The following is a 26,310-nucleotide window of genomic DNA, read 5'->3' on the forward strand; positions in this document are numbered from 1 at the left end:
GTTTTTTAACGGTTGGCGTGTTGCGCGTCGTGCTGCGGGAACATATTTTGCCGGGCGTTGTCCGATGCGCGCTCACGCTCGATCGCCACGTTTACGGCAATAATCGCGCTTTCTTGACGCTTGATTCGTACGCTCCCAGTACTTTTTTTGCGCGTCGTTTTATGTTGCGGTTCGCGGCAGTCAGTCGCTTCGTGCAGCGCGTCACGCGAAAGAGGGCGCGAAGTGCAGGCGCTCGAACTGCCGCGAGAACTGCATATGCGATGGGGAATCGGCGGCCAAACGCGCCGCGCGCGTTATAACATCTCGACATCTCAAATTTGCGACGCGCAACGATCGATACGCACGCGAGCGCAGCCACACTCCAGCCACGTCCGAGCCACGCCGAACCCAGCATGCAAACCGCCAGTCCCGATGAACCGCGCCACGCGCGCGAACGCTCGACGCACGCGCCGGGCGTTCGTGTTGCGCCGCCGCGTCGCGGCATGCACGCGCGCCGCGCAGCGGCGATCTGGTGCGGGCTCGCGCTTGCGGCGGTCGCGGTGTTCGCGGCGTCGCTGCTGATCGGCAGCGTGCCGGTGTCGTTCGCGCAGGCACTGCATGCGCTGATGCCTTCGACGTCGCTTCATACCGCTGTCGCGAACGCGGCGGCCGACGACATGACCACCGAAATCGTCCGCACGTTGCGCATGCCGCGCGCGCTTGGCGGCTTCGCGTGCGGTGCGTTGCTCGCGCTCGCGGGCGCGCTGCTGCAGGTGCTGTTGCGCAATCCGCTCGCGGAACCTTACGTGCTCGGCGTGTCGGGCGGCGCGGCGGCCTTTGCGTTGTGCGCGATGATCGCGGGTCTCGCGACGTGGGCCGTGCAGGCGAGCGCCTGCGCGGGCGCGTTCGTGTCGATCCTGCTCGTGCTCGGTCTTGCGCGCCGCGAGTTGTGGCGCGGCGAACCGCAGGACAGCGCGCCGCGTCTGCTGCTCACGGGCGCGGTCACGGCGGCCGGGTGGGGCGCGCTGATCACCTTGCTGCTGACGCTCGCGCCCGACGCGCGTCTGCGCGGCATGCTGTTCTGGCTGACCGGTGATCTCAACGGCATCGCCGCGCCGTGGCCCGCGTTCGCGGCGCTCGCGGTGGTGCTCGCGTTCGCCGTGCATGCCGCGCCGCGTCTGAATGTGCTGCTGCGCGGCGACGCCGCGGCGCAAGCGCTCGGCGTGCCGGTGCTGCGTCTGCGCGTGGGCGTGTATCTTGCCGCGTCGCTTGCCGCCGCCGCCGCGGTGACGACGGGCGGCACCATCGGCTTCGTCGGGCTCGTCGTGCCGCATATGCTGCGGCTCGCGTTCGGCAACGACCAGCGCATGCTCGTGCCCGCCGCCGCGCTTGCGGGCGGCCTCGCCGTGATGGGCGCCGATCTCGTCGCGCGCACCGTGGCCGCGCCGACGCAATTGCCGGTCGGCGTGGTGACGGCGCTCGCGGGCGTGCCCGTGTTCCTGTGGATGCTGCTGCGGAGGCGCACGCGATGAGCGCCTTGCCGATCACGCCGTCGAGCGCATCGCCGGGTGCATCGTCATTACTCGCCACGCGCGCGCTCACCTTGCGCGCGGGTTCGCGCACGCTCGTCGAACACCTCACGCTCGACATTGGCGCGGGCGAAATCTGGTGCTTCGCGGGCGCGAACGGCGCGGGCAAAACCACCTTGATTTCCGCGCTCGCCGGTTTGCGCGACGCCGCGTCGGGCCATGTCGAAGTCGACGGCGTGACACTGCGCGACTGGCCGCCCGTGCGACTCGCGCAACGACGCGCGCTGATGCCGCAAGACGTGCGCGACGCGTTCAGCGCGAGCGTGCTCGACACCGTGCTGCTCAACCGCTATCCGCATCTCGCGGGTTGGGGCTGGGAAAGCGAAGACGATCGCGCTGCCGCGTACGCAGCGCTGGCCACGCTCGGCCTCGAAGCCTTCGCCGGGCGCGACGTGCTCTCGCTCTCGGGCGGCGAGCGTCAGCGCGTCGCGCTCGCGGCGGTGCTGTGCCAGGACGCGCCGCTACTGCTGCTCGACGAACCGCTCGCGCATCTCGATCTGCATCATCAGATTGCGTGTCTTGATGCGCTCGCACAGTGGGTTCGCGCCGGGACACCGGCCGAGTCGACCGCCGACCCGCGCGCCGTCGTGCTCTCGTGCCACGATCTCAATCTCGCGCGCCGATTCGCGACCCACGCGCTCCTGCTCGACGGACGCGGCGGCTATTACGCCGGCCCCGTGCGCGACGTCTTGACGGCGGAGCGCGCGAGCGACGCCTTCGGCCACGCGCTGGTGCTGATCCGCGACGGCCCGCACGAAGCGCTCGTGCCGGCGCTCGGTTCCACGCACGCGCCCGGCTGATCCGCATTGACCTGATTTCGCCCATCACAAATGATTCGCGCGCGGCGACAAACACCCACGCGCCGCGCGCGCCGAACGCTAACGAACGACCTATGACCACGACGCTTTCCGATCTGCTGACCATCGAACCGCTCGACGTCTCGCTGCGCGACACGCTGCAACATCTGATCGACACCAAGACCAAGCCGCCGGGCAGCCTCGGCCGCCTCGAAACGCTCGCGCGCCAGCTCGGCATGATCCAGCGGAGCACGCAGCCGCGCGTGACGCGTCCCGCGATGATCGTGTTCGCGGGCGATCACGGCATCGCGCACGAAGGCGTGAGCCCGTATCCGCAAGCGGTCACGGTGCAGATGGTCGCGAACTTCCTCGCAGGCGGCGCGGCGATCAACGCGTTCAGCGGCGTGAGCGGGCTCGAACTCGAAATCGTCGATGCGGGCGTGGCCGCGCCGTTGCCCGAATCGGCGCAACTCGTCAGCGTGCCGATCGCACGCGGCACGCGCAATTTCGCGCACGAACCGGCGATGACGCGCGACGAAGCGGTGCGCGCGCTCGCGGCGGGCGCGGCGCGCGTGCGTCATCATGCGGCGCTCGGCACCAACGTGATCGGCTTCGGCGAGATGGGCATCGCGAACACGTCGGCGGCGGCGTGTCTGATGAGCCGTCTGTGCAACGTGCCCATCGACGAATGCGTCGGGCGCGGCACCGGACTCGACAACGCCGGTCTCGCGAAGAAGCGCAACGTGCTGGCGGCGGCGCTCGCGAAGCACGCTCAGGTGCGCGAGCCGCTCGACGTGCTCGCCACGTTCGGCGGCTTCGAAATCGCGATGATGACGGGCGCGTTTCTCGAAGCGGCGCGTCAGCGCATGGCGATTCTCGTCGATGGCTTCATCGCGACCTCGGCGCTGCTGGTGGCCGATTCGCTCGCGCCGAACGTGCGCGATTACTGCGTGTTCGCGCACGCGTCGAACGAAGCGGGCCATCGCCGCATGCTCGATCATTTCGGCGGACGCGAACTGCTCGCGCTCGATCTGCGCCTCGGCGAAGGCACGGGCGCGGCGCTCGCGGTGCCGCTGCTGCGTGCGGCCGTGGCCTTCCTCAACGAGATGGCGAGCTTCGAGTCGGCGGGCGTGGACGATCGCGCCGATCACAGCGCCGATCACAGCGCCAATACGCCCGGCGCAGGCCACTGATCCCGCGATGAATCCGCTCGCGGAACTGCGTTACTTCTTCACGGCGCTCGGTTATTTCACGCGCGTGCCGGTGCCGCGCTGGGTCGGCTTCGAGCCGCAGTGGCTCAATGCGGCGGCGCGTTATTTTCCGCTCGTCGGCGCGTTGATCGGGGCGCTCGCGGCGCTCGTCTATCTGGCGGCGCTGCGCGTGTTTCCGCCGGGCGTGGCGGTGCTGCTGTCGATGGCGGCGACGCTGCTCGCCACCGGCGCCTTCCACGAAGACGGTCTCGCCGATTGTCTCGATGCGTTCGGCGGCGGCTACACGCGCGAGGACGTGCTGCGCATCATGCACGACTCGCGGATCGGCGCGTTCGGCGCGATTGGCGCGGTGCTTGCGCTGCTCATCAAGTGGCAGACGCTCGCGGCGCTGCCGCCGCTGCGCGCGGCCACGCTGATGATCGCGGGTCACGCGGCGAGCCGTGCGTTCGCGATCAGCTATCTCGTCACGCTCGAATACGTGCGGCCCGAGGGCAAGGCCAAGCCGGTCGCGCAGCGCATGGGCGCGGCCGCGCTCGGTTGCGCGCTGCTGTTCGGACTGCCGTGGTTGCTGTGGCCCGCGTGGCCGGACTGGCGCGCGGCGCTCGTCACGTTCGTCGTGCTGATCGCGCTGCGCTATGCGCTCGGCCGCTATTTCGTGCGGCGCATCGGCGGCTACACGGGCGATTGTCTCGGCTTCGCGCAGCAGGTGTTCGAGCTGGCGATCTATCTCGTGGGGCTCGCATGGATCTCGTACTGATCCGCCATCCGGCCGTCGCGGTCGAGCCGGGTGTTTGCTACGGCAGCACCGACGTGCCGCTCGCCGCGTCCGTCGAAGCGGGCGCGGCGGCGATTGCCGCGCGGCTTGCGGCGCTCGGCGTGCGCGCGCCGCATCGCATCGCATCGAGTCCGCTGTCGCGTTGTGCGGGGATCGCGGAAGCGCTCGCGCAACAGCATGAAACGCTTGTGCCGCAACACGATGCGCGTCTCGCGGAGATGGATTTCGGCGCGTGGGAAATGCAGCGCTGGGACGCGATCGAGCGCGCGCAGCTCGACGCCTGGGCCGCCGATTTCGAGCATGCACGCGCGCATGGCGGCGAGAGCGTCGCGCAGTTCGACGCGCGCGTGACGGCGTGGTTCGAGGGCCTCGATGCGCTGGGACTGGCGCCGCGCGCGTGCCTGTGGACCGTCGCGCATGCGGGCGTGATCCGCGCGATTACGGCGCGTGCGCTGGGGCTGACGCTTGCGCGTTGTTCGAACTGGCCGCTGGAGATGGCCGCGATCGTGTGGCTACGCCGCGACCTGCACAGCGGCGAGTGGCAACTGGCGCGTTGGAACGCCTGATCGATTCGTTGTTTTGAATTGATTCGGATGGCGAATCAATTTGTCTTGCCGGTCGCGTCACGCACGCGCGCCTGATCGAGATCCTTGCAAAGCTGCTCCGCGCCTTGCGCGAGACGCGGACCCGCGCGCGAGAGCAGATCGCCGTCGATGGCGAACAGGTTGCCCTGCGCGACGGCCGCGAGTTGCGGCCACGCGCGCCAGCGGTCGAGCGCGGGCAAGGGCCGATCCGGCGCGGTCGCGCCCGGCGAGGCGGTCACGATCGCCTCGGGATTCGCGGCGAGCACGGCTTCGGTCGAGAGCGTCGGGACGGGCGGGCGCAGCGCGGCGAACACATTGCGGCCGCCACAGAGCGTGATGGCATCGCTGATGATCTGCTCGCCGTTGATCGTCATGAGCGGCTGATCCCAGACTTCATAGAACACGCGCACGGGCGCGCGCTGCGCGTAGCGTGTGCGCAGTTGCGCGATGTCGCGGCGATAGGCGTCGGCGGCGGCCCGCGCGGCGGTGTCGGTGCCGAACAGCGTGCCGAGCCGTGTCAGCGATGTGGCCACGTCGTCGAGACGATGCGGCTCGCTGAAGAATAGCGGGATATGCAGGTCGCGCAGGCGATCGATCTGCTGCTGCGCGTTGCCGTGCCGCCAGACCACGATCAGGTCGGGCTTGAGCGCGGCGATGCGTTCGAGGTCGAGCGCGCGATTGTCGCCGATGTGCGGGACCTTCAGCGCGGCGGGCGGGTAATCGCTATAACTCACGGTGCCGACGAGCTTCGCGCCGCCGCCTGCTGCGTAGATCAATTCGGTGGCGTGCGGCGCGAGGCTGATCACGCGCTGCGCGGGCGCGTCGAGCGTGACGGTGTTGCCGGCGTCGTCGGTGGCGCTGACGCCGGCGTGCGCCGTACCGATTGAACACGCGACGCACGCGGCGTACGCGATGAAGGCGGCGAAGCGGCGCATCAGCGCGACGCCTCCAGCGTGGCCATCGCGTGACCCAGCGCGATCTCGAAGCGCTGCCATTCTTCCTCCGATGGGGGCAGCCCGAAGCGCAGGCTCGCGGGTGCGTCGAAGCGGCGCGTCCACACCGCATGGCGGGCGAGCGCGTCCTGCAATGGCGCGGCGCGCGGGTCGTCGATCCACGCGAACAGCGGCGTGGCGCGCGGCGCGAAACCGTGCGCGCGCAGCAGGGCGGCGAGCCTTGCGCCCTCGCGCGCGAGTTGCTCGCGCATCGCGTGTTGCCACGCGGTATCGGCGAAAGCGTGCATGACGGCATGACGCGCGGGGCCGTTCACCGTCCACGCGCCCAGCCGTTCGCGCAAGGCCGCGAGCAGCGCGGGCTGCGCGAGCGCGAAACCGCAGCGCGCGCCCGCGAGACCGAAGAACTTGCCCGGCGAGCGCAGCACCACGAGGCCCGCGCGATCGGTGGCGTTCGCGAGCGAGCGCGCGGACGTGTCGGCGAACGCATCCGCGAAGGTTTCGTCGACGATCAACGTGCCGCCGCGCGCGGCGAGTTGCGCGTGCCAGCGCAGCAGCGTGTCGCGGTCGATCAATGCGGCGGTGGGATTGTTCGGATTCACGACGACGGCGTGCGTCGCGTCGGCGGGGAGATCGGCGTGCGTGACGTCGAGCGGCACGACTGTGTGACCGGCCTGCGCGAAGGCGGGCGCGTACTCGCCATACGTGAGCGGCGCGATGGCCACGCGCGCGCGCGGCGACAGGGCAGGCAGCAGGGCAGGCAGCAACGCGGGCAGCGCGCGGATCGCGGCCTGGCTGCCCGCGACCGGCAGCACGTGCGCGGCGTCGGGCGCGCCGTAGTAACGCGCGGCGCAGTCGGCGAGACCGTCGCCATCCTCGGGCAAGCGCCGCCACGCCGAAGCGGGCACGGGCGGCACCGGATAGCCATGCGGATTGATGCCCGTCGAGAGATCGATCCACGTTTCCCATGCGATGCCGTAGCGGCGCGCCGCCTCGTGCAGATTGCCGCCGTGCGCGATCGTGCGCGCTACGGTGTCGGTTGTCGTCGTCGTCGAAGTCATGGATGGCTCAGACATGGGTCGCCACGTTCACGAAAGCCAGCGCGACGATCACGGCGAGCCACAGCAGCGTGGTGCGCTCGACGAGGCGCAAGGCGGCGTCGACATCCTGCGCGCGCGGCGGCGAACCCGCGCCGAGCGCGGGACGCTCCTCGATCGCGCCGTGATAGACGGCCGCGCCGCCGAGCAGCACGTTCAGGCTGCCCGCGCCCGCCGCCATCACCGGACCGGCGTTCGGGCTGTCCCAGCGCGGCGCCTGTTCGCGCCAGCAGCGCAGCGCGACGCGCGTGTCGCCGAGCAGCGCGTAGCTCAGCGCGGTGAGGCGCGCGGGCGCGAAGTTGAGCACGTCGTCGATGCGCGCGGCGGCCCAGCCGAAGCGCAGGAAACGCGGCGTGCGGTAACCCCACATCGCGTCGAGCGTGTTGGCGAGCCGGAACGCCAGCGCGCCCGGTCCGCCCGCGAGCGCGAACCAGAACAGCGCGCCGAAGATCGCGTCGTTGCCGTTTTCGAGCGCCGATTCGCAGGCCGCGCGCGAGAGCGCGGTGGCGTCGGCTTGGGCGGTGTCGCGCGAGACGATGCGCGCCGTCAGTTCGCGCGCGGCGGCCAGATCGCGCTGCGCGAGCGCGCGGGCGATGGGCGCGATGTGTTCTTCGAGGCTGCGCGCGCCGAGCGCGAACCACAGCAGCGCGACGTGCAGCGCCCAGGCGAGCGGCCAGGGCAGCAGCGCGCACAGCAGCAGGGCGATCAGCACCGGCGGCGCGACAGCGGCGAGCCACGCGACGAGTCCGAGCGGACGTCCGCGCCGGCCCGTGTTGAAGCGTTTTTCGAGGCGTTGGGCGTAGTTGCCGAAGGCGATCAGCGGATGCGCGCGGCGCGGTTCGCCGAACCAGCGGTCGACGGCGACGCCGGCGACGGCGAGGGCGGCGGTGACGGGCAGGCTCAGCATCGTCATGCTCGCGGCGCCTTGAGCACGAGCGGCAGGCCGGCGGCGACGAGCGTCGCGCGGTCGGCGAGCGCGGCGATGCGCTGGTTCAGGCGACCCAGTTCGTCGACGTAGAGGCGCGTGGCCGCGCCCATCGGCACCACGCCCATGCCGATCTCGTTGCTGACCACCAGCACCGTGCCTTGCGCGCGCTCGCAGGCGGCGGCGAACGCGTCGAGGCGCGCTTGCCAGTCGGCGCGCGGCGCGTCGGAGCCGGGCGGGCAGAGCAGATTCGCGAGCCAGAGCGTGAGGCAGTCGATCAGCACGCAGTGACCGGGCGCGGCATGCGCGTCCAGCGCTTGGGCGAGGGCCAGCGGCGCGGCGGCGAAGCCCCAGTGCGCGGGGCGGCGCGCCTGGTGATGCGCGATGCGCGCGGCGAATTCGGCGTCGGCGTGCGCGCCCGTTGGCGTGGCCGCCGTGGCGATGTAGGTGACCGGCAGGCCGCTGTCGGCCGCGAGGCGTTCGGCGTGCGCGCTCTTGCCCGAGCGCGCGCCGCCGACGATGAAGGTGAGGTCGCGCGAAATCATCGCGTGATTGTAGCGTTTGGGCGCGCGACTTCCGGCGTGGACGGGGCTGGCCGAATGGCGGATCGGCCGTTCGGCCAGCCGGGCCGTTGCGCAGGCGATGGGATAATGCGCATTCGCTTCATCGGCCTTGCGCCGCAACCGCACTCCGTATCGACCATGTCCGCTTCGAAATCCGCCGAGTCCGCCGAGTCCGCCGTGCCTGTTGTGCCTGTCGTGCCCGCCGTGCCGAGGGGCACGCTCATGATCCAGGGCACGACCTCCGACGCCGGCAAGAGCACGCTCGTCGCCGGCCTGTGCCGCCTCGCGCGCCGCGCGGGCGTGCGGGTCGCGCCGTTCAAGCCGCAGAACATGGCGCTCAACAGCGCGGTGACCGCCGACGGCGGCGAGATCGGCCGCGCTCAAGCCTTGCAGGCGGTCGCCGCGGGCATCGCCCCGCACACCGACCTCAATCCCGTCCTGCTCAAGCCGAACAGCGATCTGGGCTCGCAGGTCATCATCCACGGCAAGGCGCGCATGAATCTGAACGCGCGCGCGTATCAGGACTACAAGCCGCTGGCGCGCGTGGCCGTGCTCGAATCGTATGGGCGACTGCGCGCGGGCTACGACACGGTGTTCGTCGAGGGCGCGGGCAGCCCGGCGGAAATCAATCTGCGCGCCAACGACATCGCCAACATGGGCTTTGCCGAAGCCGTCGATTGCCCGGTCGTGCTGGTCGCCGACATCGACCGCGGCGGCGTGTTCGCGCATCTGATCGGCACGCTCGCGTGTCTGTCGGAGAGCGAGCGGGCGCGCGTGCAGGGTTTCATCATCAACCGGTTTCGCGGCGATCCGGGGTTGCTCAAGCCCGGCCTGGACTGGCTCGAGGCGCAGACGGGCAAGCCCGTGCTCGGCGTGGTGCCGTATCTGCACGGCCTCACGCTCGACGCCGAGGACATGCTGCCGGGCGCTGCCCATACCCACGCGCAGGCGGGCGGGCATACGCTGCGTGTGGTCGTGCCCGCGCTGCCGCACATCAGCAATCACACCGACTTCGACGCGCTGCGCGCGCATCCGCAGGTCGAATTCAGTTACGTGCGCACGAACGAAGCGCCGCCGGCCGCCGATCTGGTGATACTGCCGGGTTCCAAAAACGTCCGCGACGACCTCGCGTGGCTGCGCGCGCAGGGGTGGGAAAGCGCGCTCGCGCGGCATCTGCGCTATGGCGGCCGCGTGATCGGGATTTGCGGTGGCATGCAGATGCTCGGGCGCGCGATCGCCGATCCGCATGGCGTGGAAGGTGAGCCCGGCGCGACGGCGGGTTTCGGCTGGCTCGACTACGAAACGGAACTTACGCGCGAGAAGGCGCTGCGCAATGTGACGGGGCGGCTTGCCTTGGGGCTGGGCGAGGGTGGCGCGCAAGCCGGTGCACCCGTGCGCGGCTACGAGATTCACATGGGCGTGACGCGCGGCGCGGCGCTGGCGCAACCGGCGCTGCGGATCGACTCGATCGAGGGCGAGGCGCAAGAGGCGCAAGAGGTGCAAGAAACGCCGGAGGCGCAGCGCGAACCGCGCCTGGACGGCGCGCAATCGGCGGACGGCCAGATTCTCGCGACCTATGTGCACGGCCTGTTCGACACGCCCGAGGCGTGCGCCGCGCTGCTGCGCTGGGCCGGGCTCGACGCGGCGCAGAGCGTGGATTACCCGGCGCTGCGCGAGGCGTCGCTGGAGCGGCTTGCCGACACGCTGGCCGCAAGCCTCGACCTCGACCGCCTGTACGGCGCGATGCGCTGAACGAGGGCGCGTCGGTCAGCATCAGTCAGTACAACACCATCTGCGTGCAGCGGAACAGCGCGGTGGTCCTGCCGTCCGGGCCGGTCACGGTGGCGTCCCAGATCTGCGTGCTGCGGCCCAGATGCACGCCCGTCGCGACCACGCTCAGCGTGCCTTCGCGCGCGGTGCCGACGAAGTTGCTCTTGAGTTCGACGGTCGTGAAGTTCTTCGCCGTAGGCGGCAGATGCGCGTAGCAACCGTAGCCGCAGGCCGTATCGGCGAGACCAATCACGGTGGCGGCGTGCAGGAAGCCGTTGGGCGCAAGCAGATTGCTGCGGATATCGAGCTCGGCGCGCAGGATGCCTTGCTCGAGCGCCACCGCGCGAAATCCGAGCAGGTCGGGCAGCCGGCCTTGCTGGCGCTCGTGCAGGGAGGCGAGGGTGATCTCGGGGCGCAGCGTGCTCATGGGGGCATGTCTCCTTGGATGGGGGGTGAAGTGAAGTCGAGGCAAGGCCGGAGCCCGGCCAGGCGGGGCGCCGCAACGGTTTTCATGCGGTCCGGATGCGCACGGAAAGCCGGTTTGAGGCTCGATGCTGCGCCACCCTGACGCCGTCGGGGGCTTCGGCGCCACGGCATTTGCCGATATTATCGGACGGTTGCGCTGCTGCGCGGCCGGCTTTGCAGACGGCTCCAGGCCACGCGGCGCGACCGTGGGGCGCCTGGCGGCGGCCCGCAAGCGTGCCGAAGTCCGCGGGATGCGCACTGTCGGTACGAGCACGCGCACGCTCATATAGGCACGTATAGGCACGTATCAACACGCACAAGCAGCAGAATCGGCAAACCGGCTGGCCCGTGTGCCAGCCTTCCTGACGGGAGCATTCATGACGGTGATCGTGGTGGCGAACCCCAAGGGCGGCGTCGGCAAAAGCACGCTGTCCACCAATCTGGCCGGCTATTTCGCGGCGCAAGGCGAGTGGGTCGCGCTCGCCGACCTCGACCGGCAGCAGTCGTCGCATGCGTGGCTCGACCTGCGGCCCGCGACGCTGCCCGCCATCGAGAGCTGGCCGGTCGATCTGGACCATCCACAGAAGCCGCCCAAGGGCCTCGAGCACGCCGTCATCGACACGCCCGCGGGTCTGCACGGCAACCGGCTCGCCACGGTGATCGAACTGGCGGACAAGGTGATCGTGCCGCTGCAGCCGTCCATGTTCGACATTCTCGCCACGAAAGACTTCCTCGACCGGCTGTCGAAGGAAAAGGCGGTGCGCAAGGGCGCGATTCAGGTGGGCGTGGTGGGCATGCGCGTCGATGCGCGCACGCGCTCGGCGGAGCAGTTGCAGCGCTTCGTCGAAGGGCTCGACTTGCCGGTGCTCGGCTATCTGCGCGACACGCAAAACTACGTGCAACTCGCCGCGCACGGGCTCACGCTCTGGGACGTCGCGAAAAGCCGCGTGGAGAAGGATCTGGACCAGTGGCAGCCGATCATCAGCTGGCTCAACGCGAAGTGAGCGCATAAGCGCATAAGCGCACCCGCGCGCCGATCCGCACGCGCCGCCGGAAATGCAAACGGCGCGCAGAACGCGCGCCGTTTGCCGTAGCAAAGCCAGCCAATCTGTTAGTGAGTCACTCAGTCAGCTAGCCAGCCATCGCCCGGAAGCGGATCACAATCCGCCGCCGTTCAGCTCCAGGCCTGGGTCGGCACGTGGTCGCGGCTGCCCTTGATGCGGTTGTTTTCGTCGACGAACACGAGGTCCGGCTTCCAGCCCGCCTTGAGTTCTTCTTCTTCGACGTTCGCGAAGGCCGCGATGATCACAAGGTCGCCCAGTTGCGCGCGGCGCGCGGCCGAACCGTTTAGCGAAATCATGCCGCTGCCGCGTTCGCCCTTGATCGCGTAGGTCGTGAAGCGCTCGCCGTTGTTGATGTTCCAGATGTCGATGCGCTCGTTTTCGACGATGTTCGCGGCTTCGAGCAGATCCTCGTCGATCGCGCACGAACCTTCGTAGTGCAGTTCGCAGTGCGTGACCGCGACGCGGTGGATCTTCGACTTGAGCATGTGGCGTTGCATGGTGCGTCTCCTCAGGCGGACGGGCAGGCAGCCCGCCGCACGGCATTCGATGGGTTGGAACCGGAGCGGATGTCCGAGCGGCGTGGCGCTCAGATTTCCAGGTTGTCGATCAGGCGCGTCGCGCCGAGTTTTGCGGCGGCCACCACGACGAGCGGCGCGCCGGTCTCGCCCGGTGCGGGCGGCAGCAGGTTCGCGCGCTTGCGAATCGAGATGTAGTCGGGCTTCCAGCCGCGCGCGGCCAGCGTGGCCATGGCGTCCAGTTCGAGTTGCGGATAATCGTGGCGGCCCGCGAGCACCGACTCGCGAATCGCGCGCAGCACGGCCGCCAGTTGCGGCGCCTCGGCGCGTTCCGGCTGCGTGAGATAGCGGTTGCGCGAGCTGAGCGCGAGGCCGTCGTCGTCGCGCACGGTTTCGGCGGCGATTACTTCGGTCGGCAGCGAGAACTGCTGGCACATCGCGCGCACGATCATCAGCTGCTGGTAATCCTTCTTGCCGAACACGGCCACGCGCGGCTGCACGCACGACATCAGCTTCATCACGACCGTGCAGACGCCCTCGAAGAAACCGGGGCGGAATTCGCCTTCGAGAATATCGCCGAGGTTATGCGGCGGATGCACGCGGTATTCCTGCGGTTGCGGGTACATGTCGGCCTCGGTGGGCGCGAACAGCACGTACACGTTTTCCTTCTGCAGCTTCTCGATGTCGTCTTGCAGCGTGCGCGGGTATTTGTCGAAATCCTCGTTCGGCCCGAACTGCAGACGGTTGACGAAGATGCTCGCCACGACCGGATCGCCATGCTGGCGCGCGAGGCGCATCAGCGAGAGGTGGCCTTCGTGGAGGTTGCCCATGGTCGGCACGAACGCGGTGCGGTTTTGGCCGCGCAGCTGGTCGCGCAGTTCCTGAATCGAGCTGATGACTTTCATGATCGGATGCGTTATGCCTCGCGCGGGGCAAGACGTAGGTTGCGGCAACCGGCGCTCGCGCGGGCGAGCCGGCCGGATGGCGTGCCAACCCCTGTCAGGAGCAGGCGCGGGCGATTGTAGAGGATTTGACCGGGCCGCGCAGCGCCTTCGGCTACGGGATTATCCTGGCCCGGCGGCGTGAAATATTGATGGGGACGGAACGTCGCAGGCGCGCGCAGCCGCTTCGCGCGCACCGGGAAGGTGCGTTGCGAAGCGTGATTTTGGCTGCTTGAGCGGAATTTGGCGCGACTTGAACCGGGTTAAACCGGCAGATAGGCGAGGCGCACGTAGATGGGCGCGAACGGCTCGGGCTGGGTGATTTCGATCAGCGATTCGCGCGACAGTTCGAGCATGGCGATGAAGTTCACGACCACGACCGGCACGCCGCGCGTGACGTCGAACAGTTCCGAGAATTCCATGAAGCGTGCGCCCTGGAGCTTGCGCAGGATCGTGCTCATATGCTCGCGCACCGACAGTTCCTCGCGCGAGATCTTGTGGTGCTGCACGAGCTTCGCGCGCTTGATGACGTCGGCCCACGCGGCGCGCAGGTCGACGGCGTCCACGTCCGGGAAGCGCGGCGTGATGCTCTGCTCGATATAGACCTCGGCGCGCATGAAGTCGCGGCCGAGTTGCGGCAGCTTGTCGATGCGCTGCGCGGCGAGCTTCATCTGCTCGTATTCCAGCAGGCGGCGCACGAGTTCGGCGCGCGGATCTTCGGCTTCCTCGCCGGTGTCGGCCTTCTTGACCGGCAGCAGCATGCGCGACTTGATCTCAATCAGCATCGCCGCCATCAGCAGATACTCCGCCGCCAGTTCCAGATTGGTCTTGCGCAGTTGCTCGACGTAGCCGAGGTACTGCACGGTGACCTCCGCCATCGGAATGTCGAGAACGTTGAAGTTCTGCTTGCGGATCAGGTAGAGCAGCAGGTCGAGCGGACCTTCGAACGTTTCGAGGAACACCTCGAGCGCATCGGGCGGGATATAGAGATCCTGCGGCAGCTTGAAAAGCGGCTCGCCGTACAGGCGAGCGAACGCGACGCCGTCGATCGTGTCGGGCGTCGAGTCGGTGGCGGGGGCGGCCAGCGCTTGCGGATTCGCCGGCGCGGCCGGATGGCCGGCCGCGTGCGCCGCGGAATGCGCCGCCTCGGCGCCGGGTGGAGGCGTCAAGGCCTCCTTGGCGCCTTCGGCCCCGTCGGCTTCAGCCATCAGAAGTTCTGGTAGTAGACGTAGGGCGTCTGCTTGACGCGCGACGCCTGCTGGCGCTCGCGTTCGTCGAGGTCGATCGGCTGCTTGTCCCACAGGAGCGAGCGGCCCTTGCGCTGCTGCTCTTCGAGCTGCGGCTTCTGCTGCTTGAGTTGGGTCAGGAACTGGGTGATGTCCGACTGATACATGGCTGACGTCCGTCGAGTGAGGCAGCTGTTTCTGACAGCCGCCGATGTTCGTGTCGGCGGCAATTTTACCGCAAGCGGCGGGCGCGGAACATCCGGGCGGGCGGCGCGTCGAAGGCACGCGATGCGTCTGCGCAGGAAGGGCGGCATTGGCCGTCCGCGTGGCTTGCGGTCCACTTTGCGCCTCGTCCTGGGGTTTTGGAGCGCTGATGTGGTGAAATAGCGCGTTTGGGTCTGCGCGCAGTCCGCGCGGCGGCGCGAGCCGCACGAAAGCAAACCGTAGCGAACCGATGCGAAGCGAACCGAAGTGAACGAAATAACGTCTGGAGGTCCTGTTTGGCGGGATGGCTGATCGAAGCATTGCGCGCATGGCGGCGTCCCGTATGGGCGGCGCGGCCGTGGCACGCCGCCCGCCGTGTGGCGGAGCGCGCACAGCGTGACAAACCGCTCGCCACACGCCACTCGACCCACGCTCCCGGCCACGCTATCGCAAAAATCTTCGCGACTTTTTCCGTCAATCGACCCCATCACTTTGCTCGCCGCGTCGCGGCGTGCTTTGCTCTCGGCATGGCGCTGAGCGCGCTGACCGCCACGCCCGCGCACGCGGATCTGGCGAGCCTGCTGCCCTGGTCGCGCGCGCGCACCTATTACGACGTCAAGGTCGACGCCTCGCCGCGCGAACTGCGCAAGCTGCTCGAAGCGCACCTCGACATCGCCCGCTTCGCCACGCGCGCCGACATCAGCGAAGATCAGTTCGAATTCCTCGTCACGGCCACGCCGCAGCAGGTGCGCGATCTCGCGTCCACCGACGGCTATTTCACGCCGGTCGTGCGCACCGACGTCGGCAGCGACGAAAACGGCCGCCGCCACGTGACGGTGAGCGTCGATCCGGGGCCGCGCACGACGATTTCGGCGGTCACGCTCACGTTTCGCGGCCCCGTGCTGACCGAGGACAAGGCGCAGGAAAACGCCACGCGCTTCGCCTTCTCGCTGCACACGGGCGACGCCTTCACGCAGTCCGGCTGGGACGACGCCAAGAACGCGTCGCTGCGGGCCTTGCAGGCGCGGCGCTATCTGGGCGCGAAGATCGCGCGTTCGGAGGCGCGCGTCGATCCGCTCAAGCACGACGCGCAACTGGCCGTCACGTTCGACAGCGGCCCGACCTTCACGATGGGCGCGCTCGACGTGTCCGGACCGCGCCGCTATCCTGAAAAGATCGTGACCGACGTGAATCCGCTGTCGCCCGGCGAGATCTACGACGTCAACCGCGTAACCGAGCTACAGCGTCAGCTCCAGAACACGCCGTACTACGCGAGCGTCGCCATCGACGTCGACGACAACACGCAAAAGCCGCTCAACACGCCGCTGCACGTGAAGGTGAGCGAGTATCCGTACAACAATTTCCGTGGCGGCGTGGGTTATTCGACTGATACGGGCGCGCACGTGCAGGGCTCGTATTCGTATCTCGATACCTTCGGCAAGGCCTGGCCGTTCCAGGTGCAGGGGCGTCTGGACCAGATCCAGCAGTACGGGCAGGTGACCTTGTCGATGCCGCCGGGGCCGCGCGCGTGGACCAATAGCGCGCTCGCGTCCTACACCACGACGGATGTGTCCGACACGCGGATCTACAGCCTGCGCGCGGGCGTGCAGCGCACGCGCACTTCGCAGAACATCGACTACGCGTATTCGCTGCTCTACTACCAGGACCGGCTCGACCAGAACGCCGGGCCGCCGACCACGAGCCGCGCGCTGGTGCCGCAGTGGTCATGGACGCGCCGCAACGTCGACGACCCGCTGTTTCCGCGCTCGGGCAACCTGATTCGCGTGGAGGCGGGTTTCGCCGTGAAGGGCGCGCTCGCCGACGCCACCTTCTTCCGCGGCTACATGCGCGGCCAGCAATACCTGCCGATCGGCCATAGCGACCTCATGCTGTTCCGCGCGGAGCTGGGCGGCGTGTTCACGTCGAGCAGTTCGCAGGATGTGCCCGCGTCGCTGCTGTTCCGCGCGGGCGGCTCGAACTCGGTGCGCGGTTACGGCTTCCAGAGCATCGGTAACGATGTCGACGGCTCGATCTTGCCGGCCAAATATCTCGTGACCGCTTCGGCGGAGTATCAGCACTGGTTCACGCACGACTGGGGCGGCGCGGCGTTCTTCGACGTCGGCACCGCCACCGACACCTGGGGCGAGAAAGTGTTCTATCCGGGCGCGGGTCTCGGCGCGCGCTGGCGCAGCCCCGTCGGCCCGGTCAATCTCGACCTCGCTTACGGCTTCCGCGAACGCCGCGTGCGGCCGTATCTGACGCTGGGGATCGCCTTCTGATGACGATGCGCGCGATCCTTTCCTTCTTGCTGCCCGCCGGTTCGCGAGCCTGGACGCCGATGGCCGCGCCGCCGGGCGGCGGTGCGCCATCGCCGGAATCGCCGCGCGACGAAGATCGCAATGGTGACGCAGCGGGCGAAAGCGGCGAACGTGGCGACACGCCCCCGCCGCCGCGCCGCCCGCGTCGGCTCTGGAAAGCGCTGGCCTGGGCGATTGCCGTGCCGGTGCTGCTGGTCGCGCTCGTCGCGGGACTCCTGTATGGCGTGCTGACGACCGAGCGCGGCACCGCTTACGCGTGGCGCGCGGCCGTGAGGATCCTCGACGGCAAGCTGTCGGGCACCCTCGAAGGCGGCACGCTCGCGAGCGGCGTGCGCTTCTCCAACGTCGCCTGGCGCGGCGGCGACGGCACCACGGCGAGCGTCGATCGCCTCGGCGGCCAGTGGGTGCTGGAGATGCCGCACGGCAAGCCGTGGCGCTTCGTCATCGACTATCTGCATGTGGGCGACGTCGATCTGCGCATCGTGCCGTCGAACGCGCCGTCGTCCGGGCCGATGTCGCTGCCCGACGATCTGCGTCTGCCGCTCGCCATCGACATCCGCGACGTGCAGGTGGACAAGCTCACGCTGCATCAGGGCACGTCGGCGACCGAATTTTCGCGCTTCCAGTTTCATGGCCGCAGCGACGGACGCCATCACGAAGCCGCCGTCGAGCGCCTCGATACGCCGTTCGGCGCGGTGAGCGCCAGCGCGAAACTCGACGGCGTCAAACCGTTCGCGCTCTCGGGCGACGCGGGCTACGCGGGCAAGGTCAACGGCGAGGACGTGCAGGTGAACGCGAGGCTCGGCGGCTCGCTCGAGGCGCTCACCGCGGAGATCGAGGCGACCGGGATGAAGCTCACGGGCCATGCGCACGTGGAAGCGACGCCGTTCGCCGCCGTGCCTTTGCAGCGCGCCACGCTGGCCTTCGATCACGTCAATCCGCAAGCTTTTGCGCCCGGCGCGCCGTTCGCCGACCTCGCGCTGCGCGCGCAGTTGCAGCCGGTGCAGACGGCGCACGGTGGGGCGGCGGCGAGCCCGCAGGCGGTGGCGTCGGCGGTGCGGGCGGCCTCGGCTTCGGTGGCGTCGGCGGCTTCGGTGCCGGCGATGGCTTCGGTTTCCGTGGCGTCGGCGCCGGTTGCCGCGTCCGCCGCCGCGGCGCACAGCGACGCGGCCGGTTTCACGGTCGCGGGCAGCGTCTCCATCGTCAACGCGAAGCCGGGCGCCATCGACCAGCAACTGCTGCCGCTGATCGACGCGCACACCGACGTCGTGCTCGACGCCAAGGCGCAGCGCCTCTCGAATCTGAACGTGCGGCTCGTCAAGAACGCGACGATCACGGGCGGCGGCGCGCTGGCGGGCGGCAATGGGCGCTTCGACCTCAAGGTGGCGGGCCTCGACCTCAACGCCATCGAGGCGAGCGTGCTGCCGACGCAGCTGGCGGGTCCGATCGGCGTGCGTCTGAACGGCGACACGCAGAGCGTCACGCTCGATCTCGCCGATCCGAAGGCCGCGCTGCGTCTTCAAGGCAAGATCACGCAGGACCCGGCGCGGCTCTCGTTCAACGACGTGCGGCTGACTTCGGGCGCGGGTCACATCGACCTGTCGGGCGCGCTCAAGCACGACGCGAATTCCAGCTACACGCTGAAGGCGGCGCTCACGAACTTCGATCCGCTCTCGCTCGTGCCGCCCGCGAAGGCGGCGACGGCTGCGAGGTCGACGAAAACCGCGCCGAAGCCGACGAAGTCCACGAAGCCCGCAAAGAGCGCGCAGCGCGACGCGACGCAAGCGGCCACGTCCGGCGATGCGCTGAATCCCAAGCGCAATCTCGCGCTCAATCCGTCGCTGAATCCGGCGTTGAATCCCGCGCAGATCGGCGGCGAGCAGGCGCAGGCGCAAAAGCGCGTCGAGAACGACAAACAGACCGTGCAATCCGGCGCAACGCACGCCGCGAATAACGCATCGAGCGACGTGAAGAACCCGGCGCCCAAGCCCAAAACCCCGCCGCGCCCCGCCAACCGCCGCATCGAGGCGCGCGTGAACGGCACGCTGACGGCCACCGGCATGCTCGCGCCCACGCTCACGACCAAGGCCGAGTTCAAGCTCGGGCCGAGCGTCTACGACGACCTGCCGCTCACGGGCGCGGGCCTGATCCAGCTCGCGGGCACGCGCATCCTGCCGAGCCGCGCGAATCTGTCCGTGGCGGGCAATACCGTCGATCTGCAAGGCAGCTTCGGCGCGCGCGGCGACCGTCTGCGTTTCAAGGTCGACGCGCCGCAACTCGACCGGCTCGGTTTCGGCGTCGCGGGCCAGGTGGCGGCGAACGGCGATCTGACCGGCACCTTCGCGCATCCCGATGTCGCGCTCGACTACAAGCTCGACAACGTCGTGTTCGGCGACAACCGCGTTGGCCATGCGCAAGGCCACGCCGAAGCGCGCGATGGCGCGAACGGCGCGCTCGCCTTCAACACGGATGCGAGCAACATCGCCGTGGCGGGCGTCGATATCGCCAGCCTCACCGCGCGGCTCTCGGGCACGCGCGCGCATCACACGCTCACGGCCAGCGCGAAGGGCAAGCTGCAAGGCCAGCCGATCGATCTGTCGGTGGCCGCCAACGGCAAGCTCACCGACACGCGCGAGGGCTCGCGCTGGGACGGCACCGTCACGCAGTTGCAGAATCGCGGCGTGCCGGACCTCACGATGCAGTCGCCGCTCACGGTGAGCGCGGGCGCGGGCAAGGTGACGCTGGGCGCGACGCGCATCGTCGCCGAGGGCGCATCGCTCGACCTCAAGGGTTTCGATCTCGATCACGGCAGGATCCGCTCGGCGGGCTCGCTCACCAACGTCTCGGTGGCGCGCATGATGGCGCTGCGCCAGCAGTTCACGGGCGAGCCGTCGACGCTCAAGACCGACCTCGTGTTCGACGGCGACTGGGACTTCTCGATCGGGCCGACGGCCACGGGCTACGTGCAGCTCAAACGCCGCAGCGGCGACGTCACGGTGGAAATCGGACGCGGGCTCGCCTCGCTCGGTCTTGGCGACATCAACGCGCGCGCGGCCTTCAGCGGCGGCAACCGGCTGACGCTTACGGCGCACGCGCAGGCGAGCCGCGTGGGCGTGATCGACGTCGACGCGAACACCACGCTTGCGCCGCGCGACGGCGTGCTCACGGTCGTGGACGAAGCGCCGCTCGGCGGCACGATCAAGGCGAACGTGCCGTCGCTCAAGACCACGGGCGGGCTGCTCGGTCCGAGCTATCTGCTCGACGGTCACCTCGCGCTGCAACTCGCGCTGGGCGGCACGGTCGCGAAGCCCGACCTGACCGGTTCGCTGATCGGCGACGGGCTGTCCGCGACGGTGGTCGATCAGGGCGTGCAACTGAAGGACGGCGTGATTCATATCGCGCTGTCGCACAATCTGGTCGACTTCCAGCAGGTCGAGTTCCACGGCGCGAGCGGCACGCTGCGCGCGACGGGCCGCGTGCGTCTCGACAACGAGGACCCCGATCTCACGGCGAACATCGTTGCCGACAAGCTCGAACTGTTCGCCGCGCCCGATCGCCGCCTGTCGCTCTCGGGCAGCGCGAGCGTCGCCAACGGCGGGCATCTGGGCGGCATGCAGATCGACGGCAAATTCACCGTCGATCACGCGCTGTTCGATCTGCCGGAGTCGGCGGCGCCCTCGCTCGGCGACGACGTCGTGCTCGTGCGTCCCGACGGCACCACGCGCGGCGGTCCGCCGCCGCTCGACGAAACCGCCTCGACGAAACCCGCGCCGCGTTTTGCGCCGCGCGCGAACATCGACATCAATCTCGGCCGCAACTTCCGCTTCCGCGGGCAGGGCGCGGATCTCGGCCTTGCGGGCACCATCACGGCCATGAGCGCGCCGGGCGTGCCGCTGCGCGCCGTGGGCAACGTGCGCGTGACCGAGGGCAGCAGCTATACGGCATTCGGCCGCAAGCTCAACATCGAGAACGGCTTTTTCACGTTCAACGGGCCGGTGGCGAATCCGGGCATCAACATTCTGGCGATGCGGCGCAACCAGCAGGTCGAGGCGGGCGTGTCGGTCACCGGCACGGTGCAGGCGCCGGTCGCGAAGCTGGTGTCCGAGCCGAACGTGACCGACAACGAAAAGCTCTCCTGGCTGCTGTTCGGCCACGGCACCGACCAGGGCAACAACCTCGGCCAGCAAAGCGCGATGACCACGGCGCTGGCGCTGCTCGGCAGCGCGCAGGGCAAGCGCATCGCGCAGAGCATCGGGCTCGACGAGTTCTCGATCGGCCGCTCGGACGTGGGCCTGACCGACCCGCAGGTGGTGATGCTGTCGAAGGCGATCAACGAGCGGCTCGTGATCGGCTACGAGCAGGGACTGCAGTCGGCGGCGAACGCGATCAAGGCAACCATCAACTTCTCGCGTTACTGGTCGGTGTCCGTGTACGGCGGCACTTTCAATGGCGCGGACATCAACTACACGCGTCGCTTCGACCGCATTCGCTGGTAGCCGCGAGGCGCGGGCTTCGGCTCGCGCCCGCGCCTGGCGGTGCTCCTGGCAGGACGCCTGGCTGTGCGCCGGAAACCGCCCCGCATGCGACGCCGCAATTCTTCCTTCCTCGTTTGACCCAGATCGACCGGGCCTCTGAACATCGCCTGTCAGACGGTCGCGTCGACGTGTCGAAATCCCCCACGTTTATCGGCGAAATTTCTCACGCGCAGGGGAAATTTCAAGCGATTCACTTATAGAAAACCTTTTGTTTAAGATAAATCTTATGGATTGGTCTGAACCCTAAGGCAAAAATGGCGCTGCGTTCAATTGAGGGTGGATCCCTCACTCACGTCCCCGGCAACGAGGCTGAGCGCATTACTTTCTAGCGTGAGAGACCCGCCCTTCTGGGCATTTCGTTTTAAAAAAAAGGAGTCCTGATCAAGATGAGTCGGGACGATCTAAACGCTGTCACTGGAGTGCAATAAATGAACAAGTATGCAATTACCCTGATCGCCTCGGTGCTGGGTCTGGCTGCCGCGGGCGCGCATGCGGCGGATGTCGGCGACGGCACGCTGACGATCAACGGCAAGCTGACCGCCGCGACCTGCACTGTCAGCGGCAACGGTCAGGGCAAGGACTTCACGGTCACGCTGCCGACGCTGTCGGCGCAAACGCTGTCGTCGGCGGGCGCGACCGCGGGTTCGACCGGCTTCTCGATCGCGCTGACGAACTGCACGCCGGCGACCGGCAACGTGCATACGTTCTGGCAGTACGGCGCGAACACGCTGGCCGACGGCAATCTGAAGAACAACGGCAGCGCGGGCAACGTCGAAGTCCAGCTCGTCGACTACAACGGCACGCCCGCGACGATCGACGTGAGCAAGGCCGACGGCGCGCAGAATTCGCAAACGGCCGCGATCGCGAGCGGCGCGGCGAACCTCAAGTACGCGGCGCAGTACGTCTCGCCGGCCGGCTCGGCCACCGCGGGCGACGTGACGACCAGCGTCACGTACTCGATGAGCTACCAGTAAGCCGTGTTAGCGGCGCGGGGCGCGTTCCGCAGGGAAACGGCCCCGCCCCGCGCGTGCGGTGAGCACCGCAAGCTCAAGCCTGGCGTGGAGCGTGCGGATCGGATCGGTGCTGGCGTCGATGTCGAGGGCGCAGGGTATTGATCAGTACAACGATTTAATCCGCCCGAGCGCCGGCCGGTGCCCGATGTCGCGTGCGCGGCGTCGCGAATCGAAGGCCGCAGGTCTTCCCAAGGTCATCAAGTGAATATTCAACCTTTCTCCAAGCTGCTGTCGCGTGTCGTGTGCGCGGGACTGATCGTGGCGGGGGCGCTGGCGCCGCTCGAATCCGGCGCGTCGATCGTCATCGGCGGCACGCGCGTGGTGTACAAGTCGTCCGATAGCGAGGTCACGGTCAAGCTGTCGAACGCGGGCGAGCAGCCTGCGTTGACCCAGGTCTGGCTTGACAAGGGCGACCCGCACGCCGATCCGTCCACGCTCGATCTGCCGTTCATGATCACGCCGCCGATGTCGCGCATCGATCCGGGCAAAGGGCAGACGGTGCGCGTGCTCTACACGGGCGAGCCGCTGGCGAAGGACCGCGAAACGGCGTTCTGGCTCAACGTGCTGGAAGTGCCGCCCAAGCCGACCGCCGCGCAGGCCGGCGCGAACTACGTGCAGCTTGCCTTTCGCTCGCGCATCAAATTCTTCTTTCGCCCGGACGGTCTGCCGGGCAGCGCCGACGATGCGCCCGGCAAGCTCGTGTGGCGTCTCGATACGGCAAGCGCCAAACCGGCGCTGACGGTGGCGAATCCCACGCCGTACCACATCACGATTATCGAAGCGCATGTGGGCGCCGAGCCCAATGCGCCGACCTTCGACGAAGGCACGATGGTGGAGCCGGGCGGCCAGCAGACGCTGCGGCTCTCGGGGCCGGTCCGCGCCGGCGCGAAAGTCATGTTCACGACGATCAACGACTACGGCGGTCCCGTCCACCACGAAGCGACCTTGCCCTGACCGGCGAGGGTCCCTCATCGGACCGCCGGAGATGGTGTCCGCCGGCCTGTCCTGTTCACCGAACTGCTCGCTGACCACACCCACGCACCCCGCACGCGAGCGCGCGCTGGGCAGGGCTTCGCTTTGCCTGTTTTTTGCCTGATTTCGCCGGCTTTGGCCTGCTTGCCGCACCTCATCATAATGAACGACAACACGCACAATCAGCCCGTCACGGCGTCCCGGGGCGACGGGTATCGGCTGACGCCGCTCGCCGCCGCCGTGTTCGCACTGGCGTCCAGCAGCGCCCTCGCGGACGTGACGCCGGGCGGCGACGAGCTGGCCGTGGCGGCCGCCGCCGCGACGAACCCGTCGGCGCCCGCTACCGCCAACGTCGAATTCAACGAGCAATTTCTCTCGGGCGCGGGCGCGCGGAACCTCGACATCAGCCGCTTCAATGCGGGCAATGCCGCCGCGGCGGGCGAGTATCGGGCCGCGGTCTATGTGAATCAGGTCTGGGTCGGCGTCAACGACGTCTCGCTCGCCGAGATCGACGGACACAAGGACAACGTCCAGCCCGTGGTCGATCGCGATCTGCTCGAACGCATGGGCGTCGATCCGCGCCGCCTGAGCGACGCGGCGCGCACACGGATCGAAGCGGCGGGATCGGGCGGCATCGCCACGTTGCCGGAACTGATCCCCGGGGCGGCGGCCACGTTCGACATGGGCGAGCAGCGTCTCGACGTGAGTCTGCCGCAGGCGGTGCTCAATCGCAGCGCGCGCGGCTGGGTGGACCCCGCCTATTGGGACGACGGCATCAACTCGGCGATGCTGCAATACAACGCCAACGTGTTCCACACGAACGGCATCGGCCCGGCGAGCACCCAGAGCTACCTCGGCCTGACCGGCGGGATCAACGCCGGACCGTGGCGCTTCCGTTACAACGGCAACGTCACCAGCACGACGGGGCAGGGCACACACGTCCAGTCGCTTCAGACCTACCTGCAGCGCTCGATCGTCCCGCTCAAGAGCGAACTCACGCTCGGCGATTCGTACACGGACGGCAGCATATTCGACAGTTTCGGCGTGCGCGGCGTGCAACTCGCGACCGATGACCGCATGTACCCGGAATCGCAGCGCGGCTATGCGCCGACCGTGCGCGGCTTCGCCAACTCGAACGCGCGGGTGCAGGTCCGGCAGAACGGCAACATCATCTACGAGACGACGGTTGCGCCCGGCCCGTTCCAGATCGACGATCTCTACGCGACCGGTTACGGCGGCGACCTTCAGCTCGTGATTACCGAGGCGGACGGCAGCCAGCGCGTCTCCGCCGTGCCGTACTCCGCGCCGGTCAATGCGTTGCGCGAGGGCCGCTGGCGCTATAGCGCCGCCATAGGCCTGTATCGCGCCTCGTTCTCCGAGCATGCGCCGTTCGTGTTCGAAGCGAACGTGCAGCACGGCTTGAACAATCTGGTCACGTTGTACGGCGGGCTGATCGCCTCGGAAAAGTATCTGTCCGGCGCGGCGGGCGTGGCGCTGAACACGCCGCTCGGCGCATTCGGTTTCGACGTCACCGAAGCGGCCACGCAGTTCCGCACGCTGCCCAGCCGCAGCGGGCAAAGCCTGCGCCTGTCGTACTCGCGCATCATCGCGCCGACCAACACCAACATCACGCTGGCCGCCTATCGCTATTCGACGAGCGGCTTCCTTTCCCTGCCGGACGCGGTGAACCTGCACGACCTCGACGCGCGCGGGCTGGCGTTCTCGGCGAGCGGCCTCCAGAAGGGACGGGTGCAGGTCACGCTGAACCAGAGCCTCGGCAGTCTCGGCTCGTTCTATCTGTCGGGCTACACGCAGAACTACTGGAACAGGAGCGGGCGCGATACCTCGTACCAGTTCGGCTACAACACGCTGCTCAGGCGCGTGGGCATCGGCGTGTCCGCGTCGCGCGATCTCGATGTGTCGAACCGGCGCTGGGACAACCGCCTGATGCTGAACGTCACGGTTCCGCTGAATCTCGGCTCGTCGATCGGTACGTCGAACACGGCGTTCGTTCACGACACGCGTGACGGCAGCGACCAGTTGCAGGAAAGCTTCAGCGGCGCGTTCGGCAAGAACTACGAAGTCAACTACGGCGTGACGGCGGCCCACACCTTCGGCGGCCCGACGGGCAGCAACAGCAGCATCAGCGCCAACGGCGGCTATCTGGGCCCGTACACGCAACTGCGCGCGAACGCGAGCCATGCGAACGGCTACACGCAGGTGGGCGCGGGCATGTCGGGTTCGCTCGTCGCCTGGCCGGACGACGGCCACGGGCGCGGCGGCGTGGCCGTGACGTCGCAAACCGGCGACACCTTCGCCGTGATCGACGCGAAGGACGCGGCGGGCGCGCGGATCGCCAGCGCGCCGGGCGTGCGTGTCGACCCGTTCGGTCATGCCGTCGTCGCGGGCATGAATCCCTACGAGCAGAACACCGTCGAGATCGATCCGAAGGGCCTGTCGCTCGGCGTCGAACTCAAGAACACGGAGCAGCACTTCGCGCCGAGCGCGGGCGCGGTCGTCAGGCTCAACTTCGAGACCGTCAATCGCGGCAAGCCGTTGATGCTGCGCGTGAAGCACAGCGGCGGCGACGTCATTCCGCTTGGCGCGCAGGTGTTCGACGCGGGCGGCAACAACGTCGGCTCGGTCGCGCAAGGCGGGCGCGTGCTCGTCTACAGCAAGGCGCAGGCGGGCGAGTTCGCCGTCAAGTGGGGCGACGGCGCGCAGCAGACCTGCAAGGTGTCGTACTACGCGGCACGCGAGAAGCAGGAGAAAGCCGGCGCCTACGAGCCGGTCGACGCCGAGTGCCGGTAAGGCGCC

Annotated in this window: 21 protein-coding genes; 12 read left to right on the plus strand and 9 right to left on the minus strand. The window is 68.6% G+C overall.

Annotation, left to right across the window (positions count from 1 at the left end):
• Window positions 1-482 precede the first annotated feature (482 nt).
• The 5 genes from BMY06_RS19365 (at window position 483) to cobC (ending at window position 4,917) form a co-directional block, all read left to right on the plus strand.
• Window positions 483-1,511, plus strand: a complete 1,029-nt coding sequence (locus tag BMY06_RS19365; protein WP_065057380.1) for a FecCD family ABC transporter permease — start codon at window positions 483-485, stop codon at window positions 1,509-1,511.
• A complete protein-coding gene (locus tag BMY06_RS19370) occupies window positions 1,508-2,368 on the plus strand; it encodes an ABC transporter ATP-binding protein (RefSeq protein WP_074984689.1) in 861 nt (286 codons plus the stop codon). The genes BMY06_RS19365 and BMY06_RS19370 overlap by 4 nt, the downstream gene beginning before the upstream one ends.
• Window positions 2,369-2,460: 92 nt before the next feature.
• On the plus strand, window positions 2,461-3,558 hold the full coding sequence (gene cobT, locus BMY06_RS19375; protein ID WP_074984690.1) for a nicotinate-nucleotide--dimethylbenzimidazole phosphoribosyltransferase: 1,098 nt from the start codon (window positions 2,461-2,463) through the stop codon (window positions 3,556-3,558).
• A gap of 7 nt (window positions 3,559-3,565) precedes the next feature.
• On the plus strand, window positions 3,566-4,333 hold the full coding sequence (locus BMY06_RS19380; protein WP_074984692.1) for an adenosylcobinamide-GDP ribazoletransferase: 768 nt from the start codon (window positions 3,566-3,568) through the stop codon (window positions 4,331-4,333).
• Window positions 4,318-4,917, plus strand: coding sequence for an alpha-ribazole phosphatase (cobC, locus tag BMY06_RS19385; RefSeq protein WP_074984694.1), 600 nt, complete (start codon window positions 4,318-4,320; stop codon window positions 4,915-4,917). The genes BMY06_RS19380 and cobC overlap by 16 nt, the downstream gene beginning before the upstream one ends.
• 35 nt (window positions 4,918-4,952) lie before the next feature.
• Here the strand turns inward: cobC and BMY06_RS19390 are convergent, their stop codons facing one another.
• From BMY06_RS19390 to cobU, 4 genes are read right to left on the minus strand one after another with little or no spacing between them, the layout of a single operon-like run.
• Window positions 4,953-5,870: a cobalamin-binding protein gene (locus BMY06_RS19390; RefSeq protein WP_065057332.1), complete on the minus strand. Its 918-nt coding sequence runs from the start codon at window positions 5,868-5,870 to the stop codon at window positions 4,953-4,955.
• Window positions 5,870-6,946, minus strand: coding sequence for a threonine-phosphate decarboxylase CobD (cobD, locus tag BMY06_RS19395; RefSeq protein ID WP_074984696.1), 1,077 nt, complete (start codon window positions 6,944-6,946; stop codon window positions 5,870-5,872). The genes BMY06_RS19390 and cobD overlap by 1 nt, the downstream gene beginning before the upstream one ends.
• A gap of 7 nt (window positions 6,947-6,953) precedes the next feature.
• Entirely contained in the window at window positions 6,954-7,895 is a 942-nt protein-coding gene (locus BMY06_RS19400; RefSeq protein ID WP_074984697.1) for a CobD/CbiB family cobalamin biosynthesis protein, read from the minus strand.
• Window positions 7,892-8,452 carry a bifunctional adenosylcobinamide kinase/adenosylcobinamide-phosphate guanylyltransferase gene (cobU, locus tag BMY06_RS19405; RefSeq protein ID WP_065057381.1) on the minus strand — a complete coding sequence of 187 codons (561 nt, stop codon included), beginning with the start codon at window positions 8,450-8,452 and terminating at the stop codon, window positions 7,892-7,894. Before cobU ends, BMY06_RS19400 begins: the two co-directional genes overlap by 4 nt.
• A 240-nt stretch (window positions 8,453-8,692) precedes the next feature.
• Here cobU and BMY06_RS19410 point away from each other — a divergent pair, with 240 nt between their 5' ends.
• Complete coding sequence (locus BMY06_RS19410) at window positions 8,693-10,222, plus strand: cobyric acid synthase (protein ID WP_244144397.1); 1,530 nt, start codon at window positions 8,693-8,695, stop codon at window positions 10,220-10,222.
• Between the two features lie 25 nt (window positions 10,223-10,247).
• On the opposite strand, the gene BMY06_RS19415 is transcribed toward BMY06_RS19410, so the two are convergent.
• Window positions 10,248-10,667: a PaaI family thioesterase gene (locus tag BMY06_RS19415; RefSeq protein WP_065057335.1), complete on the minus strand. Its 420-nt coding sequence runs from the start codon at window positions 10,665-10,667 to the stop codon at window positions 10,248-10,250.
• A 415-nt stretch (window positions 10,668-11,082) separates the two neighbouring features.
• On the opposite strand from BMY06_RS19415, the gene BMY06_RS19425 reads away from it, so the two are divergent.
• Window positions 11,083-11,709 carry a ParA family protein gene (locus BMY06_RS19425; protein WP_065057336.1) on the plus strand — a complete coding sequence of 209 codons (627 nt, stop codon included), beginning with the start codon at window positions 11,083-11,085 and terminating at the stop codon, window positions 11,707-11,709.
• 170 nt (window positions 11,710-11,879) lie between these two features.
• On the opposite strand, the gene panD is transcribed toward BMY06_RS19425, so the two are convergent.
• The 4 genes from panD to BMY06_RS19445 form a co-directional block, all read right to left on the minus strand.
• On the minus strand, window positions 11,880-12,266 hold the full coding sequence (panD, locus tag BMY06_RS19430; protein WP_065057337.1) for an aspartate 1-decarboxylase: 387 nt from the start codon (window positions 12,264-12,266) through the stop codon (window positions 11,880-11,882).
• A gap of 89 nt (window positions 12,267-12,355) precedes the next feature.
• Complete coding sequence (gene panC, locus BMY06_RS19435; RefSeq protein ID WP_065057338.1) at window positions 12,356-13,189, minus strand: pantoate--beta-alanine ligase; 834 nt, start codon at window positions 13,187-13,189, stop codon at window positions 12,356-12,358.
• A gap of 299 nt (window positions 13,190-13,488) precedes the next feature.
• Window positions 13,489-14,433, minus strand: coding sequence for a segregation and condensation protein A (locus BMY06_RS19440; protein ID WP_258365486.1), 945 nt, complete (start codon window positions 14,431-14,433; stop codon window positions 13,489-13,491).
• Entirely contained in the window at window positions 14,433-14,618 is a 186-nt protein-coding gene (locus BMY06_RS19445) for a DUF3460 family protein (RefSeq protein ID WP_065057339.1), read from the minus strand. Before BMY06_RS19445 ends, BMY06_RS19440 begins: the two co-directional genes overlap by 1 nt.
• 564 nt (window positions 14,619-15,182) lie before the next feature.
• On the opposite strand from BMY06_RS19445, the gene BMY06_RS19450 reads away from it, so the two are divergent.
• The 5 genes from BMY06_RS19450 (at window position 15,183) to BMY06_RS19470 (ending at window position 26,304) form a co-directional block, all read left to right on the plus strand.
• On the plus strand, window positions 15,183-16,934 hold the full coding sequence (locus tag BMY06_RS19450; protein WP_080180711.1) for an autotransporter assembly complex protein TamA: 1,752 nt from the start codon (window positions 15,183-15,185) through the stop codon (window positions 16,932-16,934).
• 5 nt (window positions 16,935-16,939) lie between these two features.
• Complete coding sequence (locus BMY06_RS19455; RefSeq protein ID WP_390971283.1) at window positions 16,940-21,469, plus strand: translocation/assembly module TamB domain-containing protein; 4,530 nt, start codon at window positions 16,940-16,942, stop codon at window positions 21,467-21,469.
• A gap of 467 nt (window positions 21,470-21,936) precedes the next feature.
• The gene (locus BMY06_RS19460; protein WP_065057340.1) at window positions 21,937-22,482 is read left to right on the plus strand and encodes a fimbrial protein; all 546 of its coding nucleotides are present in this window, start codon (window positions 21,937-21,939) and stop codon (window positions 22,480-22,482) included.
• A gap of 240 nt (window positions 22,483-22,722) precedes the next feature.
• Window positions 22,723-23,475, plus strand: a complete 753-nt coding sequence (locus BMY06_RS19465; protein ID WP_065057341.1) for a fimbria/pilus periplasmic chaperone — start codon at window positions 22,723-22,725, stop codon at window positions 23,473-23,475.
• 180 nt (window positions 23,476-23,655) lie between these two features.
• On the plus strand, window positions 23,656-26,304 hold the full coding sequence (locus tag BMY06_RS19470; RefSeq protein WP_074984702.1) for a fimbria/pilus outer membrane usher protein: 2,649 nt from the start codon (window positions 23,656-23,658) through the stop codon (window positions 26,302-26,304).
• Window positions 26,305-26,310 lie beyond the last annotated feature (6 nt).

This window comes from Paraburkholderia tropica (genome assembly GCF_900109265.1).
Taxonomy (GTDB): domain Bacteria; phylum Pseudomonadota; class Gammaproteobacteria; order Burkholderiales; family Burkholderiaceae; genus Paraburkholderia; species Paraburkholderia tropica.

What these genes read in the sequence shown, in the direction of transcription:
- BMY06_RS19365 (WP_065057380.1), top strand. Translation starts at nt 483, where the DNA reads ATGCACGCGCGCCGCGCAGCGGCGATCTGGTGCGGGCTCGCGCTTGCG.
- BMY06_RS19370 (WP_074984689.1), top strand. Translation starts at nt 1,508, where the DNA reads ATGAGCGCCTTGCCGATCACGCCGTCGAGCGCATCGCCGGGTGCATCG.
- cobT (WP_074984690.1), top strand. Translation starts at nt 2,461, where the DNA reads ATGACCACGACGCTTTCCGATCTGCTGACCATCGAACCGCTCGACGTC.
- BMY06_RS19380 (WP_074984692.1), top strand. Translation starts at nt 3,566, where the DNA reads ATGAATCCGCTCGCGGAACTGCGTTACTTCTTCACGGCGCTCGGTTAT.
- cobC (WP_074984694.1), top strand. Translation starts at nt 4,318, where the DNA reads ATGGATCTCGTACTGATCCGCCATCCGGCCGTCGCGGTCGAGCCGGGT.
- BMY06_RS19390 (WP_065057332.1), bottom strand. Translation starts at nt 5,870, where the DNA reads ATGCGCCGCTTCGCCGCCTTCATCGCGTACGCCGCGTGCGTCGCGTGT.
- cobD (WP_074984696.1), bottom strand. Translation starts at nt 6,946, where the DNA reads ATGACTTCGACGACGACGACAACCGACACCGTAGCGCGCACGATCGCG.
- BMY06_RS19400 (WP_074984697.1), bottom strand. Translation starts at nt 7,895, where the DNA reads ATGACGATGCTGAGCCTGCCCGTCACCGCCGCCCTCGCCGTCGCCGGC.
- cobU (WP_065057381.1), bottom strand. Translation starts at nt 8,452, where the DNA reads ATGATTTCGCGCGACCTCACCTTCATCGTCGGCGGCGCGCGCTCGGGC.
- BMY06_RS19410 (WP_244144397.1), top strand. Translation starts at nt 8,693, where the DNA reads ATGATCCAGGGCACGACCTCCGACGCCGGCAAGAGCACGCTCGTCGCC.
- BMY06_RS19415 (WP_065057335.1), bottom strand. Translation starts at nt 10,667, where the DNA reads ATGAGCACGCTGCGCCCCGAGATCACCCTCGCCTCCCTGCACGAGCGC.
- BMY06_RS19425 (WP_065057336.1), top strand. Translation starts at nt 11,083, where the DNA reads ATGACGGTGATCGTGGTGGCGAACCCCAAGGGCGGCGTCGGCAAAAGC.
- panD (WP_065057337.1), bottom strand. Translation starts at nt 12,266, where the DNA reads ATGCAACGCCACATGCTCAAGTCGAAGATCCACCGCGTCGCGGTCACG.
- panC (WP_065057338.1), bottom strand. Translation starts at nt 13,189, where the DNA reads ATGAAAGTCATCAGCTCGATTCAGGAACTGCGCGACCAGCTGCGCGGC.
- BMY06_RS19440 (WP_258365486.1), bottom strand. Translation starts at nt 14,433, where the DNA reads ATGGCTGAAGCCGACGGGGCCGAAGGCGCCAAGGAGGCCTTGACGCCT.
- BMY06_RS19445 (WP_065057339.1), bottom strand. Translation starts at nt 14,618, where the DNA reads ATGTATCAGTCGGACATCACCCAGTTCCTGACCCAACTCAAGCAGCAG.
- BMY06_RS19450 (WP_080180711.1), top strand. Translation starts at nt 15,183, where the DNA reads ATGGCGCTGAGCGCGCTGACCGCCACGCCCGCGCACGCGGATCTGGCG.
- BMY06_RS19455 (WP_390971283.1), top strand. Translation starts at nt 16,940, where the DNA reads ATGCGCGCGATCCTTTCCTTCTTGCTGCCCGCCGGTTCGCGAGCCTGG.
- BMY06_RS19460 (WP_065057340.1), top strand. Translation starts at nt 21,937, where the DNA reads ATGAACAAGTATGCAATTACCCTGATCGCCTCGGTGCTGGGTCTGGCT.
- BMY06_RS19470 (WP_074984702.1), top strand. Translation starts at nt 23,656, where the DNA reads ATGAACGACAACACGCACAATCAGCCCGTCACGGCGTCCCGGGGCGAC.